This is a genomic window from Noviherbaspirillum sp. FW303-A3 (assembly GCF_058788695.1).
Genome location: NZ_JBYTAZ010000001.1, coordinates 4,046,571 through 4,063,794, shown reverse-complemented (window position 1 = coordinate 4,063,794; position 17,224 = coordinate 4,046,571). Strand labels below are relative to the sequence as shown.

General features: G+C 60.7%; 16 protein-coding genes, 1 tRNA gene and 1 other RNA gene. 12 read left to right on the top strand and 6 right to left on the bottom strand.

Translation table 11 applies throughout. From position 1 onward, the window contains the following. Positions 1 to 34: 34 nt before the first annotated feature. Complete coding sequence (gene ilvD, locus AC3WOY_RS19545; RefSeq protein WP_492426752.1) at positions 35 to 1,909, bottom strand: dihydroxy-acid dehydratase; 1,875 nt, start codon at positions 1,907 to 1,909, stop codon at positions 35 to 37. 129 nt (positions 1,910 to 2,038) lie between these two features. On the opposite strand from ilvD, the gene AC3WOY_RS19540 reads away from it, so the two are divergent. From AC3WOY_RS19540 to AC3WOY_RS19520, 5 genes are read left to right on the top strand one after another with little or no spacing between them, the layout of a single operon-like run. Then, on the top strand, positions 2,039 to 2,935 hold the full coding sequence (locus AC3WOY_RS19540) for a LysR family transcriptional regulator (RefSeq protein ID WP_492426750.1): 897 nt from the start codon (positions 2,039 to 2,041) through the stop codon (positions 2,933 to 2,935). After that, positions 2,936 to 3,736, top strand: coding sequence for a prolipoprotein diacylglyceryl transferase (gene lgt / locus AC3WOY_RS19535; RefSeq protein WP_492426748.1), 801 nt, complete (start codon positions 2,936 to 2,938; stop codon positions 3,734 to 3,736). A 38-nt stretch (positions 3,737 to 3,774) separates the two neighbouring features. Continuing rightward, positions 3,775 to 4,740, top strand: coding sequence for a Bug family tripartite tricarboxylate transporter substrate binding protein (locus AC3WOY_RS19530; protein ID WP_492426746.1), 966 nt, complete (start codon positions 3,775 to 3,777; stop codon positions 4,738 to 4,740). 5 nt (positions 4,741 to 4,745) lie between these two features. Continuing rightward, positions 4,746 to 5,519 carry an enoyl-CoA hydratase/isomerase family protein gene (locus AC3WOY_RS19525; RefSeq protein WP_492426744.1) on the top strand — a complete coding sequence of 258 codons (774 nt, stop codon included), beginning with the start codon at positions 4,746 to 4,748 and terminating at the stop codon, positions 5,517 to 5,519. Between the two features lie 9 nt (positions 5,520 to 5,528). Continuing rightward, positions 5,529 to 7,037 carry a malonate--CoA ligase gene (locus AC3WOY_RS19520; RefSeq protein ID WP_492426742.1) on the top strand — a complete coding sequence of 503 codons (1,509 nt, stop codon included), beginning with the start codon at positions 5,529 to 5,531 and terminating at the stop codon, positions 7,035 to 7,037. 1 nt (position 7,038) lies between these two features. Here AC3WOY_RS19520 and AC3WOY_RS19515 read toward each other — a convergent pair whose 3' ends face one another. The 5 genes from AC3WOY_RS19515 to AC3WOY_RS19495 form a co-directional block, all read right to left on the bottom strand. Next, positions 7,039 to 7,842 carry a sulfite exporter TauE/SafE family protein gene (locus AC3WOY_RS19515; RefSeq protein ID WP_492426740.1) on the bottom strand — a complete coding sequence of 268 codons (804 nt, stop codon included), beginning with the start codon at positions 7,840 to 7,842 and terminating at the stop codon, positions 7,039 to 7,041. 17 nt (positions 7,843 to 7,859) lie between these two features. Further along, positions 7,860 to 8,318: an EVE domain-containing protein gene (locus AC3WOY_RS19510; protein ID WP_492426738.1), complete on the bottom strand. Its 459-nt coding sequence runs from the start codon at positions 8,316 to 8,318 to the stop codon at positions 7,860 to 7,862. A gap of 85 nt (positions 8,319 to 8,403) precedes the next feature. Continuing rightward, positions 8,404 to 8,585, bottom strand: a non-coding RNA gene (gene ssrS / locus AC3WOY_RS19505) — 6S RNA. Positions 8,586 to 8,652: 67 nt separating this feature from the next. Then, positions 8,653 to 8,964 carry a cell division protein ZapA gene (locus tag AC3WOY_RS19500; RefSeq protein WP_492426736.1) on the bottom strand — a complete coding sequence of 104 codons (312 nt, stop codon included), beginning with the start codon at positions 8,962 to 8,964 and terminating at the stop codon, positions 8,653 to 8,655. Then, positions 8,961 to 9,200, bottom strand: coding sequence for a DUF904 domain-containing protein (locus AC3WOY_RS19495; RefSeq protein ID WP_492426734.1), 240 nt, complete (start codon positions 9,198 to 9,200; stop codon positions 8,961 to 8,963). The genes AC3WOY_RS19500 and AC3WOY_RS19495 overlap by 4 nt, the downstream gene beginning before the upstream one ends. Before the next feature lie 154 nt (positions 9,201 to 9,354). Between AC3WOY_RS19495 and AC3WOY_RS19490 the strand changes: the two genes are divergently transcribed. The 7 genes from AC3WOY_RS19490 to cheB all read left to right on the top strand — a co-directional run bounded on the left by AC3WOY_RS19490 (position 9,355) and on the right by cheB (position 17,164). Beyond that, positions 9,355 to 9,430 (top strand) — tRNA-Ala (locus AC3WOY_RS19490). Between the two features lie 254 nt (positions 9,431 to 9,684). Beyond that, positions 9,685 to 11,499, top strand: a complete 1,815-nt coding sequence (locus AC3WOY_RS19485; protein WP_492426732.1) for a methyl-accepting chemotaxis protein — start codon at positions 9,685 to 9,687, stop codon at positions 11,497 to 11,499. Positions 11,500 to 11,501: 2 nt separating this feature from the next. Further along, positions 11,502 to 11,966, top strand: a complete 465-nt coding sequence (locus AC3WOY_RS19480) for a chemotaxis protein CheW (RefSeq protein WP_492426730.1) — start codon at positions 11,502 to 11,504, stop codon at positions 11,964 to 11,966. Further along, positions 11,963 to 13,207, top strand: coding sequence for a CheR family methyltransferase (locus AC3WOY_RS19475; RefSeq protein ID WP_492426728.1), 1,245 nt, complete (start codon positions 11,963 to 11,965; stop codon positions 13,205 to 13,207). Before AC3WOY_RS19480 ends, AC3WOY_RS19475 begins: the two co-directional genes overlap by 4 nt. Then, on the top strand, positions 13,204 to 13,878 hold the full coding sequence (locus AC3WOY_RS19470; RefSeq protein WP_492426726.1) for a chemotaxis protein CheW: 675 nt from the start codon (positions 13,204 to 13,206) through the stop codon (positions 13,876 to 13,878). Before AC3WOY_RS19475 ends, AC3WOY_RS19470 begins: the two co-directional genes overlap by 4 nt. Next, positions 13,875 to 16,136: a hybrid sensor histidine kinase/response regulator gene (locus AC3WOY_RS19465; protein ID WP_492426724.1), complete on the top strand. Its 2,262-nt coding sequence runs from the start codon at positions 13,875 to 13,877 to the stop codon at positions 16,134 to 16,136. Before AC3WOY_RS19470 ends, AC3WOY_RS19465 begins: the two co-directional genes overlap by 4 nt. Continuing rightward, positions 16,133 to 17,164, top strand: coding sequence for a chemotaxis-specific protein-glutamate methyltransferase CheB (gene cheB / locus AC3WOY_RS19460; protein WP_492426722.1), 1,032 nt, complete (start codon positions 16,133 to 16,135; stop codon positions 17,162 to 17,164). The genes AC3WOY_RS19465 and cheB overlap by 4 nt, the downstream gene beginning before the upstream one ends. The last annotated feature ends 60 nt before the right edge of the window (positions 17,165 to 17,224 follow it).

Genomic DNA, 17,224 nt, shown 5'->3' with positions numbered 1-17,224 from the left:
TGAGCCGCCCCGTTCATTCCACCTTACTTCCACCTTATCTCTTCAGCTGCGACAGGTCGCGCACGGCCCCACGGTCGGCGGATGTCGCCAGCGCCGCATAGGCCTGCAGCGCCTGCGACACGATGCGTTCGCGGTTCTCAGGCTTCCATGCCTTGTCGCCCTTGGCATCCATCGCTACACGCCGCTGCGTCAATTCCGCGTCGCTGACCTTCAGATTGATGCGGCGTTCCGGGATATCGATTTCAATCGTATCGCCATCGTTCACCAGGCCGATCGCGCCGCCTTCCGCCGCTTCCGGCGAGGCATGGCCGATCACCAGTCCGGAAGAACCGCCGGAGAAGCGTCCGTCAGTAAACAGCGCACAAACCTTGCCCAAGCCCTTCGACTTGATATAGGACGTCGGGTACAGCATCTCCTGCATGCCGGGGCCGCCCTTCGGGCCTTCGTAACGGATGATCACGACGTCGCCCGCTTGGACCACGTCACCGAGGATGCCTTCAACGGCCGCGTCCTGGCTCTCGAACACGCGCGCCTTGCCGGTGAACTTGAGGATGCTCTCGTCGACGCCTGCGGTCTTCACGATGCAGCCCTTCTCCGCGATGTTGCCGTACAGGACAGCAAGACCGCCATCCTTCGAATAGGCATGCTCCTTGTCGCGGATGCAACCGTGTTCACGGTCGGTGTCGAGCTTGTCGAAGCGTTTGTCCTGCGAGAACGCGACCTGGGTCGGCACGCCGCCCGGTGCGGCGAGGAAGCGCTGGCGAACCGCATCATCCTTGTTCAGCATGATGTCGTTGCTGGCAATCGATTCGGCCATGGTCTTGCTGTGCACGGTCGGGACAGTGGTGTCGAGCAGGCCGGCACGGTCGAGTTCGCCGAGAATGCCGACGATGCCGCCGGCACGATGCACGTCTTCAATGTGGTAGTCCTGCGTCGCCGGCGCCACCTTGCACAGGCACGGCACCTTGCGCGAAATGCGGTCAATGTCGGCCATGGTGAAGTCCACGCCGGCTTCCTGCGCTGCCGCAAGCAGGTGCAGCACGGTATTGGTGGAACCGCCCATGGAGACGTCCAGCGCCATCGCATTCTCGAAAGCTGCCTTGTTGGCGATGTTGCGCGGCAGGACCGATGCGTCTTCCTGCTCGTAGTAACGCTTGGCGAGTTCCACGACCAGGCGGCCGGCACGGAGGAAGAGCTGCTTGCGGTCTGCGTGAGTTGCAACGATCGTGCCATTGCCCGGCAGGGACAGGCCCAGCGCCTCGGTCAGGCAGTTCATGGAGTTGGCGGTGAACATGCCGGAGCAGGAACCGCAGGTCGGGCAGGCGGAACGCTCGATATTGGCGACCTGTTCATCCGACACCTTCGGATCGCCGGCCTGGATCATGGCGTCGATCAGGTCGACCTTGATGATCTTTTGCATGCCTTCCTGCTTGCCATGCAGCGCTTCGATCACCTTGCCGGCTTCCATCGGGCCGCCGGAAACGAACACGACCGGAATGTTGAGGCGCATCGCGGCCATCAGCATGCCGGGGGTGATCTTGTCGCAGTTGGAGATGCAGACCATCGCGTCGGCGCAGTGCGCGTTCACCATGTACTCCACCGAGTCGGCGATCAGTTCGCGGGAGGGCAGCGAATACAGCATGCCTCCATGGCCCATGGCGATGCCGTCGTCCACGGCGATGGTATTGAATTCCTTGGCCACGCCGCCGGCCGCTTCGATCTCGCGTGCCACCATCTGGCCGAGGTCCTTCAGGTGGACGTGGCCCGGCACGAACTGGGTGAAGGAATTGACCACTGCGATGATCGGCTTGCCGAAATCGCCGTCCTTCATGCCGGTCGCGCGCCAGAGGGCGCGGGCGCCGGCCATGTTGCGGCCATGGGTGGTAGTGCGGGAGCGGTAGTGAGGCATGTTCAGTCTCCGGAATAATCTGTTCAGGCAAGCCGATTCCGTTCGGAACCGGGGGAAAGACGGCTAGTGTCCCTTGCCCTTAGCTGCGTGTCAAATATATGATTCCTTACCTATTAATATGAATTGCATATGAATATTGAACTGCGGCAATTGCGGTATTTCGTGGCGGTGGCGGAGGAGCGCCACTTCGGCCGGGCGGCTGCCCGCCTCCACATGACGCAGCCGCCGCTGTCGCAAACCATCCAATCGCTGGAAGCGGCGCTCGGCACGCCGCTCTTCGCGCGCACCAAGCGCAGCGTCGTCCTGACGCCCGCCGGTGCGGCGCTGCTGCCCGAAGCGCGCCGCATCCTGCAGCAGGCTGCCGCCCTGCCCGATCTTGCCCGCCGGGCAGCATCCGGCGAATCCGGCCTGCTGTCGCTATCCTTCGTCTCCACGGCAGACTACAGCGTGCTGCCGCCATTGCTGCGCGAGTTCCGCGAAAGCTACCCGCAAGTGCAGATCGACCTGCGTGAAGCGACCACCGACGTGCAACTGGAAGACTTGATGCAGGGGCGCATCGATGCCGGCCTGCTGATCCCGCCGTTGCACGAGAAGGCCCGGACCGAGCTGGACTACCTCACCGTACTGTCCGAGCCCCTGGTTCTCGCCGCGCCCCACGGATTGAAAGGACTGCGCGGCAAGAACGCCGTCTCGCTCAAGGCGGTGGCCGACATGCCACTCATCATTTTCCCGCGCCGCATCGCACCGGCTTTCCATGACGCGATTGTCGGCTGCTTCCGCGACGCAGGATTGACGCCACGCATCGGCCAGGAAGCCATCCAGATGCAGACTATCGTTGGCCTCGTGTCTGCCGGCATGGGCATTGCGCTTGTGCCACAATCCGTGTCGAACCTGAAGCGGCCGGGCGTCGAATACAGGCCGCTGACGGACAGGACGGCGGCATTCGAAACCGGCCTTGCCTGGCGCCGCGACAATGGCTCGCCTGTGCTGCACACCTTCCTCGAACTCTTGCGAAAGAAACGATAGATGCTGATCCATCCCCTTCCCGACCCGATCGCCTTCTCGCTCGGCCCCTTGTCCGTGCACTGGTACGGCCTGATGTACCTGGTCGCCTTCGTGCAGTTCCTGGTACTCGGGCGGATCCGCATGCGGCAGCCGCATCTTTCCGCGGCAGGATGGAAGGCGGAGGATCTGGACGACATGCTGTTCTATGGCGTGCTCGGCGTCGTGATCGGCGGACGTCTCGGTGAAGTCCTGTTCTACAACCCCGGCTATTACTTCTCGCATCCCCTCGAAATCTTCGCGGTGTGGAAAGGCGGCATGTCCTTCCATGGCGGCTTCCTCGGCGTAATGATCGCCATGGCGCTCTGGGCACGGAAAAAAGGCCGGGCCTTCTGGGAAGTCATGGATTTCATCGCCCCGCTGGTACCGCTCGGTTATGCGGCAGGCCGCATCGGCAACTTCATCAATGCGGAACTGCCCGGCCGCGTCGCCGATGCGTCCCTTCCCTGGGCCATGATCTGGCCGAACGTGGACAACCTGCCGCGTCACCCATCGCCCTTCTACCAGGCGCTGGTCGATGGCGTGCTGCTGTTCATCGTGCTCTGGCTGTATGCACGCAAGGCCCGGCCGGTGATGGCAGTCAGCGGCGTGTTTGCGCTCGGCTACGGCTGCGCGCGCTTCTTCACCGAATACTTCCGCACGCCGGATTACATCGTCTCGCTCGGCGGCCTGGACATCTCGGCGGGGCAAATGCTGTCCCTGCCCATGGTCGCCCTCGGGCTCGTTCTATTGCTGGTAGGATACAAGCTGCAAAGGAGCCGTTAGAGCCATCTGAAGCACAACAATATCAAGGAGACATCGCAATGAAACTCGCACGTGGGTTGCTGTTTGTCGCAGGTCTGCTTCTGTCCTTCACCGCCGGTGCGCAAGCCTGGCCCAACAAGCCCGTCACCTTTATCGTTCCCTTCCCCGCCGGCGGCGGCACCGACGCATTTGCCCGCCCGCTCGCCGCCCAGCTCACGAAGCAGCTGGGCAAGCAGGTCATCATCGACAACCGCGGCGGCGCCGGCGGAACGCTCGGGGCCGGCATTGCCGCGAGGGCCGCACCCGACGGCTACACCTTCTTCATCGGCGGAGCCCACCATGCGATCGCCCCGTCGATCTATCCGAAGCTGGACTATGACATCCAGAAGGATTTTGTTCCGGTTGCGCTGGTGGCCACACCGCCACAGGTCATCGTTGTGAACCCGCAGAAGGTGCCCGTAAACGACCTGAAATCCCTCCTAGAATACGTGCGGAAAAATCCCGGCAAGCTCAATTACGCCTCCGCCGGCAACGGCACGTCGCATCATCTTGCCGGCGAGCTCTTCAAGCTGCAGACCAAGACCTTCATCACCCATATCCCGTACCGCGGCGCGGGCCCTGCCCTGCAGGACCTGATCGCCGGGCAGGTCGACATGATGTTCGATGGTCTCGGCTCGTCGGCCGCGCACCTGAAAGGCGGCCGGATCAAGGCGCTCGCCATCGCCGCGCCTGCCCGTGCGCCCGGCTTCCCCGACTTGCCTACCGCAGCCGAAGCCGGCGTTCCCGGCTACGAGGTTTCGACCTGGTACGGTATGTGGGCTCCGAAGGGGACTCCCGCGGATGTGGTGGACCGTATGTCCGCCGAAGTACAGAAAGCGCTCGCGACGCCGGAAGTGAAGAACACCTGGCACAACATCGGATCGGATACGCCGAACCTGGTGCAAGCGCAGTTCGGCGCGATGGTTGCATCCGAAATCGTGCGTTGGGGGCAAGTCGTCAAGGAAGCGGGCGTGAAGCTCGACTGAACACCATGGAAAAAATCCGCATCGACAAGGATGGCGTCATCGCTACCGTGACGCTGTCGAATCCCGGCAAGCTCAATGCCATCGACATCTCCATGTGGCACGGACTTGCCGATACCTTCCGCGCTCTGTCCAAGGATGAATCCCTGCGATGCGTGATCGTTACGGGCGCCGACGGCAATTTTGCCGCCGGCGCCGACATCGAGGAATTCTCGTCGGTGCGCAGCAGCTATGCGCAAGGCGTCGACTATCACACGAAAAGCATTGCACAGGCGCTCGATGCGATCGCCCGGTGCATCCATCCCACTGTCGCCGCGATCGAGGGCGTGTGCGTGGGCGGCGGACTCGAGATCGCTTCGTCCTGCGACCTGCGCATCGCGTCGCCGGCATCGCGCTTCGGCATACCGATCAACCGGCTCGGCTTCCCGCTTGCCCCTGGCGAGTTGCAGGGATTGCTGCAACTGGTCGGCAAGGCAGTCGCGCTGGAAATTCTCCTCGAAGGCCGCGTGTTCGACGCAGCGGAAGCTAAAGAGAAAGGACTCCTGCACCGTATCGTCGACGACGTGCAGGCTGAGGCAAGGCAGACGGCTCAGCGCATCGCCCAGGGCGCGCCACTCGCCGCTCGCATGAACAAGAAGCTGGCGCGCAGGCTGTCACCGCCTGTACCGCCGCTTTCCGAAGAGGAATTGCGCGATGCGTTTTCCTTCTTTCATTCCGGCGACTACCGCGAAGGCGTCCGTGCCTTCCTCGAGAAAAGAAAACCCGAATTCAACGGCCACTAACTTTCCCCCATGAACGCCAACCTCTACGCACTTTTCGAATCCCGTTTTCCAGAAGACCGGAGTGCCTGCTGCATCGAAACCCACGACGGCCTGTACTACTCGTGGAACGACCTGGACCGCGCCACCGCCAAGCTGGCCAACCTGCTTGCCGGGCTCGGCCTGCCGAAGGACTCTCGCATCGCAGTGCAGGTGGAGAAATCACCCGAGGCGTTGATGCTGTACCTGGCGACGATACGCGCCGGTTATGTCTATCTTCCGCTCAACACGGCCTACCGCGCCGCGGAGATCGAATACTTCGTCGAGAATGCCGAACCGGCTGTCGTGGTGTGTTCGCCGCAGAATTTCGGTTGGGTATCGCAGATCGCATTCAAGTGCGGAACGAAGCATGTGTTCACCCTCGGCGACGACCGCCAGGGTTCGCTCCTTGCACGCGCCGCATTGCAGTCGAACAGTTTCGAGACGGTGGAAAAACAGCCGGACGACCTTGCCGCCATCCTGTACACCTCGGGAACCACCGGGCGCAGCAAGGGTGCCATGCTGACGCACGACAATCTGGCATCGAACGCAAAGGTCCTGCAGGATTACTGGCACTGGGAAACGGGCGACGTGTTGTTGCATGCGTTGCCGCTGTTCCATGTGCACGGCCTGTTCGTTGCCTCGCATGGCGCGCTGCTCAACGGCAGCAAGATGATCTTCCTGCCGAAGTTCGATGCCGCCGAGGTCATGCGCCACCTGAAGCGGTCAACCGTGTTCATGGGTGTGCCGACCTACTACGTACGGCTGCTGGCGGAGGCATCCTTCGGCAAGGACGCGTGCGCGAACATGCGGCTCTTCGTATCCGGTTCCGCGCCGCTGCTGACCGAAACCTTCAATGAATTCGCCCGCCGCACCGGCCACACCATCCTGGAACGCTATGGCATGAGCGAAACGACCATGCTCGTGTCGAATCCGTATGAAGGCGATCGCATCGGCGGCACCGTTGGCCTCCCATTGCCAGGCGTTTCGGTGCGTGTAGTAAAGGGCGACGGCTCGCCTTGCAATACCGGCGAAGTCGGCGACATCCAGGTCAAGGGCCCGAACGTATTCAAGGGTTACTGGCGCATGCCGGAAAAGACGGCCGAGGAGTTCACTACCGATGGCTACTTCAAGACCGGCGACGTCGGCAAGTTCGACGAGAACGGCTACCTGTCCATCGTCGGCCGCAGCAAGGACCTGATCATTTCCGGCGGCTACAACGTCTACCCGAAGGAAATCGAATCCTTCATCGATGAAATGGACGGCGTGGTCGAGTCGGCAGTGGTCGGCGTGCCACACCCGGATTTCGGCGAGGCCGTGACTGCCGTGGTTGTTCCTCAACCCGGAACCGTGCTCTCGGAGGCGGCAGTCATCGGCTTACTCAAGTCCAAGATCGCCAACTTCAAGGTGCCCAAGCGCGTGTTCTTCGTGCCGGAACTGCCGCGCAACACCATGGGCAAGGTGCAGAAGAACGTGCTGCGCGACCAGTACAAGGAAGCCTGATCTACCGGAATGCCTTGTACAGCATGTAACCCGCGAGGGCGAACAGCAGGATCGCAAATATCTTCTTCAGTGTCTTTACCGGAAGACTGTGCGCCGTCCTCGCGCCAAGCGGTGCCGTCGTCACACTCGCCAAGGCAATTACCAGCAAGGCCGGCAGGTAAATGAAGCCCAGTGAGCCGGACGGCAAACCTTGTTCATGCAAGCCGAAGTAGATGTTGGACAGCGTACCGGCCAGCGCGATCGGGAAACCGAGTGCCGCGCTGGTCGCCACGGCATTGTGGATCTTCACATTGCACCAGGTCATGAAAGGCACGGAGACGAAGCCGCCCCCTGCCCCAACCAGGCCCGCCAGCGTACCGATCACGCCTCCTGCACCGAACATGCCAGGCGTATCGGGGAGATTGCGCGATGCGGCCGGCTTCTTGTCGAGCAGCATTTGCACTGCCGAGAAGGTGACGAACACTGCGAATGCCAGGGCGAGTCCCGACGAATTCAGCTGCGCGCCAATCCACGGGCCGATCCACGAACCGACAAGAATGCCAGGCGCAAGCAGTTTCACGATGTCCCAGCGCACCGCTCCGCGCGCATGGTGCGCGCGCACCGACGAGATCGAGGTAAACATGATGGTCGCGAGCGAAGTCGCGATCGCCATGTGGACGATGTGCTCCGCCGGGAATTCTTTCGCCGTCAGGATCATGGTCATGAACGGCACCAGCAGCATGCCGCCTCCGATGCCGAGCAGGCCTGCAGCAAATCCGACTGCGGCGCCCAGCACCAGCAGCCCCGCGATCAGCGAGATATCCATCCGTTTGTTTCCGTTCGTTATTTGATGTGCCGGATGATACACCGCCATTCGGCAGGCGTTACCGGAGTGATGGAAAGGCGATTGCCTTTCCTCAGGATCTGCATGTCGGCGAGTTCGGGAATGGAGCGCAGTTCGGGAAGCGTCATCAATCGCGTCTTTTGCGTCGCCCGCACATCGACCAGCATCCAGCGAGGATTCTCGCGTGTGGCCTTCGGGTCGTAATACTTGCTCTTCGGATCGAATTGCGTTTCATCCGGATACGGGGTGCTGGACACTTCGGCGAGTCCAGCAATACCAGGCTCGTCGCAGCTCGAGTGATAGAAGAGGACGCCGTCACCAATCTGCATCGCATCGCGCATGAAATTGCGTGCCTGATAGTTGCGCACGCCGAACCATGCGACTGTGCTGCCGGGTGCAGCCAGTGCATCGTCAATGCTTACCTCTTCCGGTTCTGACTTCATCAACCAGTACTGCATCGCTGTTCCCCAAAGTAAGTACCAACGTCGATGACAAATATTGCGCGCATAAAAAAGCGGCTGCACGTATGCAGCCGCTTCTGAATTTAGTCCCGCCTGTGCCGTCTTTGCCGGCATCCCGAACCTTACGGTCCAAGGTGGTCACAGTTAGTTCAATTTCGGGTTCATCGGACTAGCGACGAAGCTCGCCCATCGAACAAAATCCCGCGACCTATGCTCATAAATGGTTCAAGGAATATATGGCAATCGCGAACACGGCAGGAGGCTTTAGAGTATCGCCATTCGCTTTTGATGTCAAAGCCTTTGCGGAAAATTTCCGATTGATTTTGTTGATCTAAAAAAGGTTTTCCTGTGGTGCAAGGGCCGCGTCGAGCACGGTATGCATCGCTGCGATTTCCTGCTTGACTTCAGCGAGCGTCATGCCGGCGAACGGGCCTTCCGCCGACTTCGATGCAAGCAATTCCGCAGCGATGCCGAGTGCCGCCATGACGGCGATGCGATCATTACCCTTGACCTTGCCTGCATCGCGAATATTGCACATGCGGTCGTCGAGGTATGCCACCGCCTGCTTCAGCGTATCCTCTTCGCCTTCCTTGCATGCAAGGCGATAAGGCTGGCCCATGATGGTGACGTCGAGCTGGATCATGCCGCCTCCTCATCCTGTTCGTCGGCAGCCGGGATCTTGTCGAGCAAGGCAGACACGCGTTTGTAGGCTTCCTCGATGCGCTTTGCCAGGTCCGCGTTTTCGGCGGTGAGCGAAGCGAGCGTCAATCGCAAGTCGGCGTTCTCGCGGCGCAGTCCCTGCGCCAGTTCGGCCAGTTTGACGATTTTTTCGGAAAGTTGATGAAAATCGGAAATCATGGCGTCACTATAGTAGGGCAATCGAATTTCCGTCAATAGATTCAATCACTTGGGGATGTTTTTTGAAGACAGCTCTCATCTGGAAGCTGGCGACTTCCCCCATTCATGGGAATCGCATTCCTTTGATGTTGGCCACTTGCATGCCCTTGTTCGACTCAATACAATCAATTCACATGGGGCGGTAGCTCAGCTGGGAGAGCGTCGCGTTCGCAATGCGAAGGTCGGGAGTTCGATCCTCCTCCGCTCCACCATCCTCGATGCACATCTGGCAACAATGTGGCGGACCTTTCTTCTCCTGCCTTCCGCCATTGGAACTCGTGCTTCCGCAGCGGCATCCATTCCATAAACAAAATTACGTCACCTGCATTGAGTGCAGGGTTTGACGATGGCTGCGCGACACCGTTCAAGGCGCTCGCCGCGCAGCGATGTGTTTCTGTATGATAAGCCGTGTCCCTGCGCCGCCCTTTCCAGGAAGAGCACCAGCGCATCACAGGCCGGAGAAAAAATGTTTAAAGACCTGAGCATTCAAAAAAAACTATACGCCGGTTTCGGTGCCATCATCGTCATCCTCCTGACGCTACTGCTTGCCAGCTATAACAGTTACTCAAATCTTGTCGACGCGAACCGGCTGGATCGCCATACGCTGCAGGTCCTGCTGGAAAGCCATTCGATCGAGACATCTCTTCTCGACATCCAGGCGGAATACCGCGGCTTCCTGTTGACCGGTAACGAGCGATTCCTGAGCCGGATCGATGAAAACGAACGCGATCTGAAACGTTTCGTCCAGAACGTGCGGACGTTGACGAGCGATAACCCGAGGCAGCAGGAACGAATCAAGAACATCGAAGGGCTGACGGCAAAATGGCAGGAAGAAGTTGTTCATCCTCTCATTGCGAAGCGCCGCGATCTGGGGCGCAGCGGGACGCCGGCCGACCAGATGGCACGGGAGCCGCTTGTATTACAAGGATTCGGTCACGTCACGGCCATCCACAATCTTCTGGTGCAATTCAACGAAGAAGAGAACCGTCTGCTTGCCGAGCGTGCCAGCAACGCTATCGAATCGAACAGGAACATGCTGGTGTTGCTGGTCGGAGGCGGTCTTGCAGGCGTAGCGGCCGCGATGGTAATCGCGTTCCTGTTGGCCCATGCCATAATGCGTCCGATCGGCAACCTGACGACGACCATCAGCGAGCTCGCAAGGGGAAACCAGTCCGCGCGCGCAGACGTGCTAAGCAAGGATGAGCTTGGCCAGGTTTCGACAGAGATCAATCGCATGGCTGCGGCAATACAGGAAGCACAGCAGCGCGAACAGGCGTTGACCGACGATCTGAAGAGAAAGGTCGATTCCCTGCTCGAAGTCGTCGTCAAGGCGACTGCCGGCGATCTCACCGGCAAGATCGCGGTGTCCGGGAGCGATGCCATCGGACGACTCGGTGACGGGCTGTCGACCATGTTCAACAATCTGCGCACCCTCCTCAACCGGGTGCAGAAGGCAGGCATCCAGGTCGCCACCTCGACCAATGAAATCGCCGCATCGGCACGGCAGCAGGAAGCGACGGGCGTCGAACAGGCGCAGACCAGCATCGAGGTCCTGAGCACGACCAAGGAAATCTCGGCCAATACCTCTCAACTCCTGAAGGCGATGGAAGAAGTCACGCGCGTCTCCGACTACACGACATCGGCCACGACCGAGGCGCAGACCAACCTGCAGCGCATGGATTCGACGATGCAACGGATGGTCGCCGCTACCGACACAATCAATACCAAACTCGCTGCGCTTTCCGAAAAGGCGAGCAATATCAACAATGTGTTGACCACTATCACCAAGGTAGCGGACCAGACCAATATCCTGTCCCTGAACGCTGCCATCGAAGCTGAGAAGGCAGGCGAGGCCGGACGCGGGTTCTCCGTCGTCGCCACCGAGATCCGTCGCCTTGCGGACCAGACATCGGTCGCGACCTGGGATATCGAGCAGATGCTGAAGGAGATGCAGTCCGCGGTATCGGCCAGTGTGATGGGCATGGACAAGTTCTCGGACGAGATCCGGCGCAGCGTCTCGGAAGTCAGCCAGGTCAGCGGACAACTGGCGGACGTCATCGGTCAGGTGCGCAACCTCACACCCCGCTTCGACATGGTGCTGGAAGGCATGCAGTCCCAGGCTATCGGCGCCTCGCAAATCACCGAAACCATGACCCAGCTGAACGAAGCGACGCAGCAGGCCGTCGATGCGCTCAAGTCGACGAGCGAAGCCGTGCAGCTGCTGCAGTACGCGGCACAGGACCTGCAGGCGGGTGTATCCAGTTTCGCCGTCAATATGTAGCCATGCAATTCCTTGTTTTCCATCTCGGCAAGGATCGTTACGGATTGAGCACGCGGCATCTGACGCGGGTGCTGCCGCTCATGGAACTCAAGCAGATGCCCGGCGCGCCGGGCTACGTTGCCGGCCTGATGAATCTTCACGGAGATTCCATCCCCGTCATCGACGTCTGTACGCTGGCCGGCGGCACGCCATGCACACTGCACTTCGATACCCGTATCCTCCTGGTCGATTACTGCGCCGATGATGTCTGGCACATGCTCGGCCTGGTCGTTGAGCGCGTGACCGGAGTGAAGGATATCGATCCGGCGATTTTTTTCGACCCGGGCGTATCCACAGCGGATGCGCCATTCCTGGGGAAAGTGGCCTCGGATGACGGCGGCATTCTCCAGCTCATCAATATCGAGCATCTGCTGACCAGCGAAGCACGCTCCATCCTGTTTCAGCGCCGCAGCGGGGTGTCGCGATGACGGCCCGGCACATTCACCGGATGCTGCAGCAAGCCACCGGACTGGAACTTCCGCCCGAAACGGTGGAGAGTGCCGTACGCAAACGCATGAAGCAACGTCATATCCGGGAGCGTTCTTCTTATGAGGCGGAAGCAGTCAGGGACAAGGAAGAATTCGGTTCGCTGATCGATCTCGTCGTCGTTCCCGAAACCTGGTTTTTCCGGGATCCGGAAGCATTTTCGGTTGCCGCCCGGTTTGCGCTTGACCGCCATGCGGCAACCGGCGTCCCGGTCCGCATTCTCAGTGCGCCGTGCGCAAGCGGTGAAGAGCCCTACTCACTGGCCATCGCCTTGCAGGCTGCCGGAATGGCGCAGGACAATTTCATCATTGACGCGGTCGACATCAGTTCGCAAGTGATCCATCGTGCGCAGCAAGGCATCTACACACGCAATGCATTCCGCACTGCCGACCTCGGGTTCCGCGACCGGTATTTCGTCCATCACGGCGACAGTTTCGAGCTTGCGCCGGAGATCCGCAAACTGGTCCGATTCCGCTGCGGCAACCTGCTGACGCTCGATCCTCTGGATGAGAAAACCTACGACATCATCTTCTGCCGCAACCTGCTGATCTATTTCAATGAAGCGACCCAGGCGGCCGCCCTGGGCAAGTTGCGCGTCCTGCTGGACGATGACGGACTGCTGTTCTGCGGGTATGCGGAAACGTCCACGTTCTGCATGAACAACTTCGTGCGCGCACCGTATTCGAACGCATTTGCAGTCCAGAAGAAGCAAAGCGCCCCTGTCCCGCAGGCAACGTATTCCGTCATGCCCTTCCTGCACCGTCGCGCCTGGCCCGTCACGGGGATGCCCACGCTCCCCCGGCCGGCCGCCGCGATACAGTCGGTGCCCCGGCGCGAGGCTGCCGTACAGGAAGAGCCCGATGCACTGCTCAAGCGTGCCAACCGGTCTGCCGACGAAGGCGCGATCGACGAAGCGAGCAGCGCATATCGCGCATATCTTGGACTGGTCCCGGATTCAGCGCAGGCGCACTTCATGCTCGGCCTGCTGCGCGAACAACGTGACGATGACAAGGAAGCGGCGGAGTGCCTGCGGCGGGCCATCTATCTGGATCCGAACCATTATGAGGCGCTCTGCCATCTCGCCTTGCTGGCGGAACGTCAAGGCGACAAGACGAAGGCGCGCACCTACCGGCAACGTGCGGCACGCGTGTTCGGGCGTCGCTCCGGGGAGCATGAACAATGACAGAAACAACCGGGCTGGCGGTATCAGATTGCTGGAATCGCATCGGGGTGCGCGGCGACCGCAGCTGCGAGAAGCTTGCCGACCACACCCACTGCCGCAATTGCGACGTCTATGCCTCCAGCGCGCAGTCGGTCATGCAGCGCCCTCTCCCTGCCGGGTATCGGGAGGAATGGGCCGACTACTTTTCCCGCGACGAGTCCAAGGAAAAAGAGCTGGACCGTTCGGTACTTGTATTCCGGATCCAGGGTGAATGGCTGGCCTTTCCGGCCGCGCTCGCCATCACGGTCACAGAAACGGTACGCCCCCACCGGCTGCCCCGCCGGAGCGGCGGCGTCCTCGGCGGGGTCGTGAACATCAAGGGGAAACTGTACCCCTGCATGTCGCTGGCCGCATTGCTGTCGATCTCCGGCGGCCAACCCGCCCAAGAGGAGCGCCGCCGTGTTTATCCTCGTCTGGTTGTGATGGCGCTGGCGGAACAGCACTTCGCGCTGCCCGTGGACGATCTGTACGGCATCCACCACTATGCGGGATCTGACGTACAGGCGGTCCCGACCACGGTGAACAAGGGCCTGCAACGCTACCTGACCGGCGTACTGGCTGTTGGCGACAAGCGCATCGGTTGCCTTGATGCCGGCCTGGTCGGATTCAACTTTGCGAGCGCGCTCAAATGAACGGCAGCGACAACAACGACTACAGCGGCTTTTCCTTGCTGGAATTGTTTCGCAGCGAAGCCGAGAGCCAGGTGCAAGTGCTGACGGAAGGCCTGCTTGCGCTCGACCGTAATGCCCAGGACCTGGCTGCAATCGAGCCGCTGATGCGTTCCGCGCACTCCCTCAAGGGTGCGGCGCGCATTGTCAACCTCGACGACGTGGAACGCCTTGCCCACGCCATGGAGGATTGCTTTGTAGCGGCGCAAAAGGGCAAGTTGCGTCTGAACAAGCAGCGCATCGACCGCCTGCTTTCCGGCATTGACCTGATCAGTCGCATCTCGTCCCTGTCGGAAACCGAAGCGCCAGCCTGGCTGAACACCAACAAGCTGAAGATCGGCGAGGTGCTGGTCGGTGTTTACGATGCTGCCGATCCCGGCAAGCTGAACGATGAAGAGCCGGCGGAGATGCCACCCGTCGCGATGCCTGTGCCGGTCAGGCGCGAGGAAGCCGCAGAACCGCCGAATGCGCGCGACGAGCAGGTGCTCAAGGTTAACGTCCGCAACTTCGACCGGCTGTTATCGCTGGCCAGCGAGTCCCGGGTCACGGCCAACGCCTTGCAGCCGTTCCTGCAGGCGATGCGGCATTTCAAGAAAAAGCAGCAGGAGATGTTTTCCGCCCTGGACCAGCTGGCCCAGGATCTGTCGCTGGCGGGCGCGGACGAACCGCTCAGGGAAAAAATCCAGTTCATCCGGCACAAATCCGATCCCCTCAAGCATGCGCTTGTCGAACGCCTCGCCGATATCGAATCCTACGAACGGCGCCTGATGGCGGGATCGCAGGAAATCCTCGACGAGGTCCTGACGCTGCGCATGCGGCCGTTCCGCGATGGTGCACAGGCGTTTCCGCGCATGGTCCGCGACCTCGCGCGCAGCCTGGGCAAGGATGTACGGCTGGAGATAGCGGGAGAAGACACGCTCGTTGACCGGGACATCCTGGCGCGCATGGAGAGCCCGCTCAACCATATCCTGCGCAATGCGGTCGACCATGGAATGGAACTGCCGGACGAGCGGCGTGCCGCCGGCAAGCCGGAGGAAGGCACGATCCGGCTGGAGGCGCGGCACAGCGCCGGAATGCTGTCCATCCAGGTGAGCGACGACGGGCGCGGCGTCAATCCGGAACATATCCGAAAAAAGATCGTGGATAGAAAAATGGCGACGCCGCAGATGGTCGCGGAGATGAGCGCCGATGAACTGCTTGAATTCCTGTTCCTGCCGGCATTCAGCCTGAAGGAAACGACCAGCGAGGTGTCGGGCCGCGGCGTCGGACTCGACGTGGTGCATGCGACCGTCCGCCAGCTCTACGGTGCCATCCGGCTGGAAACCGAACCGGGCAGCGGATTCCGCGCTCACATCACCCTGCCGCTGTCGCAGTCGGTGGTGCGTGCCGTCGTCGTGGAGATTGCTGGAGAGGCCTACGCGGCACCGATTGCCAAGATCGAACGCGTGATGACCGTCATGCCGGAAGAGATCCATATCCTGGAAGACAGGCAGTTCTTCACCATCGGCAACGCACATGTCGGCCTGGTCTCCGCAGCGCAATTGCTGGAACTCGACGAAGCGCCAATGCCGGCCGCAGCGATCCCGGTGATTGTCATCGGGGCTGCACAGCGACGCTATGCGCTCGTCGTGGACCGTATCATTGGTGAAAAAAATCTCGCGGTGCAGCCCATCGATGCGATCTTCGGCAAAGTGCGCGACATTTCCGCCGCGGCTGTGCTCGACGACGGCACCCCCGTGCTGATCCTTGATATCGCGGATTTGCTAGTCAGCGTTGACAAGCTGCTTAGCGAAGGCGGACTGCATCGTTTGCCCGATTCCGTAGCGGCCACCCGCAGGTCAAGGGTCAAGCGCATCCTGGTCGTCGACGACTCACTCACCGTGCGTGAAATGGAACGCAAGCTGCTGCTCTCGCACGGTTTCGAAGTGAGCGTGGCGGTGGACGGGATGGATGGCTGGAACGTCGTGCGCAGCAGCGACTTCGACCTGGTGATCACCGATGTCGACATGCCACGCATGGACGGTATTGAACTGGTGACGTTGATCAAGAAGGATAGCCGCCTGCACAACCTTCCCGTCATGATCGTATCTTACAAGGATCGTCCGGAAGACCGGTCCCGGGGCGTGACGGCGGGCGCCGACTATTACCTGACCAAGGGAAGTTTCCACGACGAGACCCTGCTCGAAGCCGTGTTCGACCTGATCGGAGACCCTGGCGCATGAAAATCGCGATCGTCAACGACGTGTTACTGATAACGGAATCGCTGCGACGCGTGATCGCCAATATGCAGGAACACGAAGTCATCTGGACCGCGAACAGCGGCGAGCAGGCAGTTCGCTTCTGCGCCGAGAACAGGCCGGACCTGATCCTGATGGATCTCATCATGCCCGGTATGGATGGCATCGAAACGACGCGGCAGATCATGCAGCAGTCGCCCTGCGCAATCCTGATCGTGACTGCTTCTCCTGAAGAAAACACCAGCATGGTCTTCCGCGCGCTGGGCGCCGGTGCGCTGGATGTGACCTCGACACCGGTCCTGTCCGGCAGTGCCGCTTCGGATGCGACCCTGCTGGCCAAGATCAAGACAGTCGGCAGACTGATTACCGCCGACCTCTCTGCAAATGGCACTGCCGCAAGAATATCGCCGTCGCCCTCCGCCGTACCCATGCTGCAGGATATCGATACGCTCATCGCCATCGGCGCATCGACCGGCGGTCCATTGGCGCTCGCAAAAATCCTGGGAAGCTGGAAGCCGCCGGCCAATGCGACAGCCGTGATCGTGCAGCATATCGACCAGGCATTTTCCAGCAGCTTTGCAAACTGGCTGGCCTCCCAGATCGATTTCCCGGTTGACGTCATCGAAGACGGCAGCCAGCTTCTGCCGGGCAGCATCATGGTGGCGAAGACGAATGACCACGTTATCCTGGACGGCAACCACCGGCTGCGATACCGTGCGAAGCCGGTCAATTATCCATATCGCCCCTCGATCGACGTGTTCTTCCATTGCGTTGCGGAGCATTGGAAGAAGAAAGCCATCGGCGTACTCCTGACCGGCATGGGGCGTGACGGCGCTGCGGGTCTGCTGGCGATGCGGAAGGCGGGAAAACTGACAATTGCACAGGACCAGGAGACCAGCGCCGTGTATGGCATGCCTCGTGCAGCGGCAGAAACCGGCGCTGCGGAAATGATTTTGCCGCTGAAAAAAATTGGTACGATGCTAAACACCAGGGTTGCAAAGAAAACTGATTGACAGTGTAGCAAGAGAACTGACGGGTTCCCGCTTGTATTCCGCGGCGGCCAGGCAACGCAC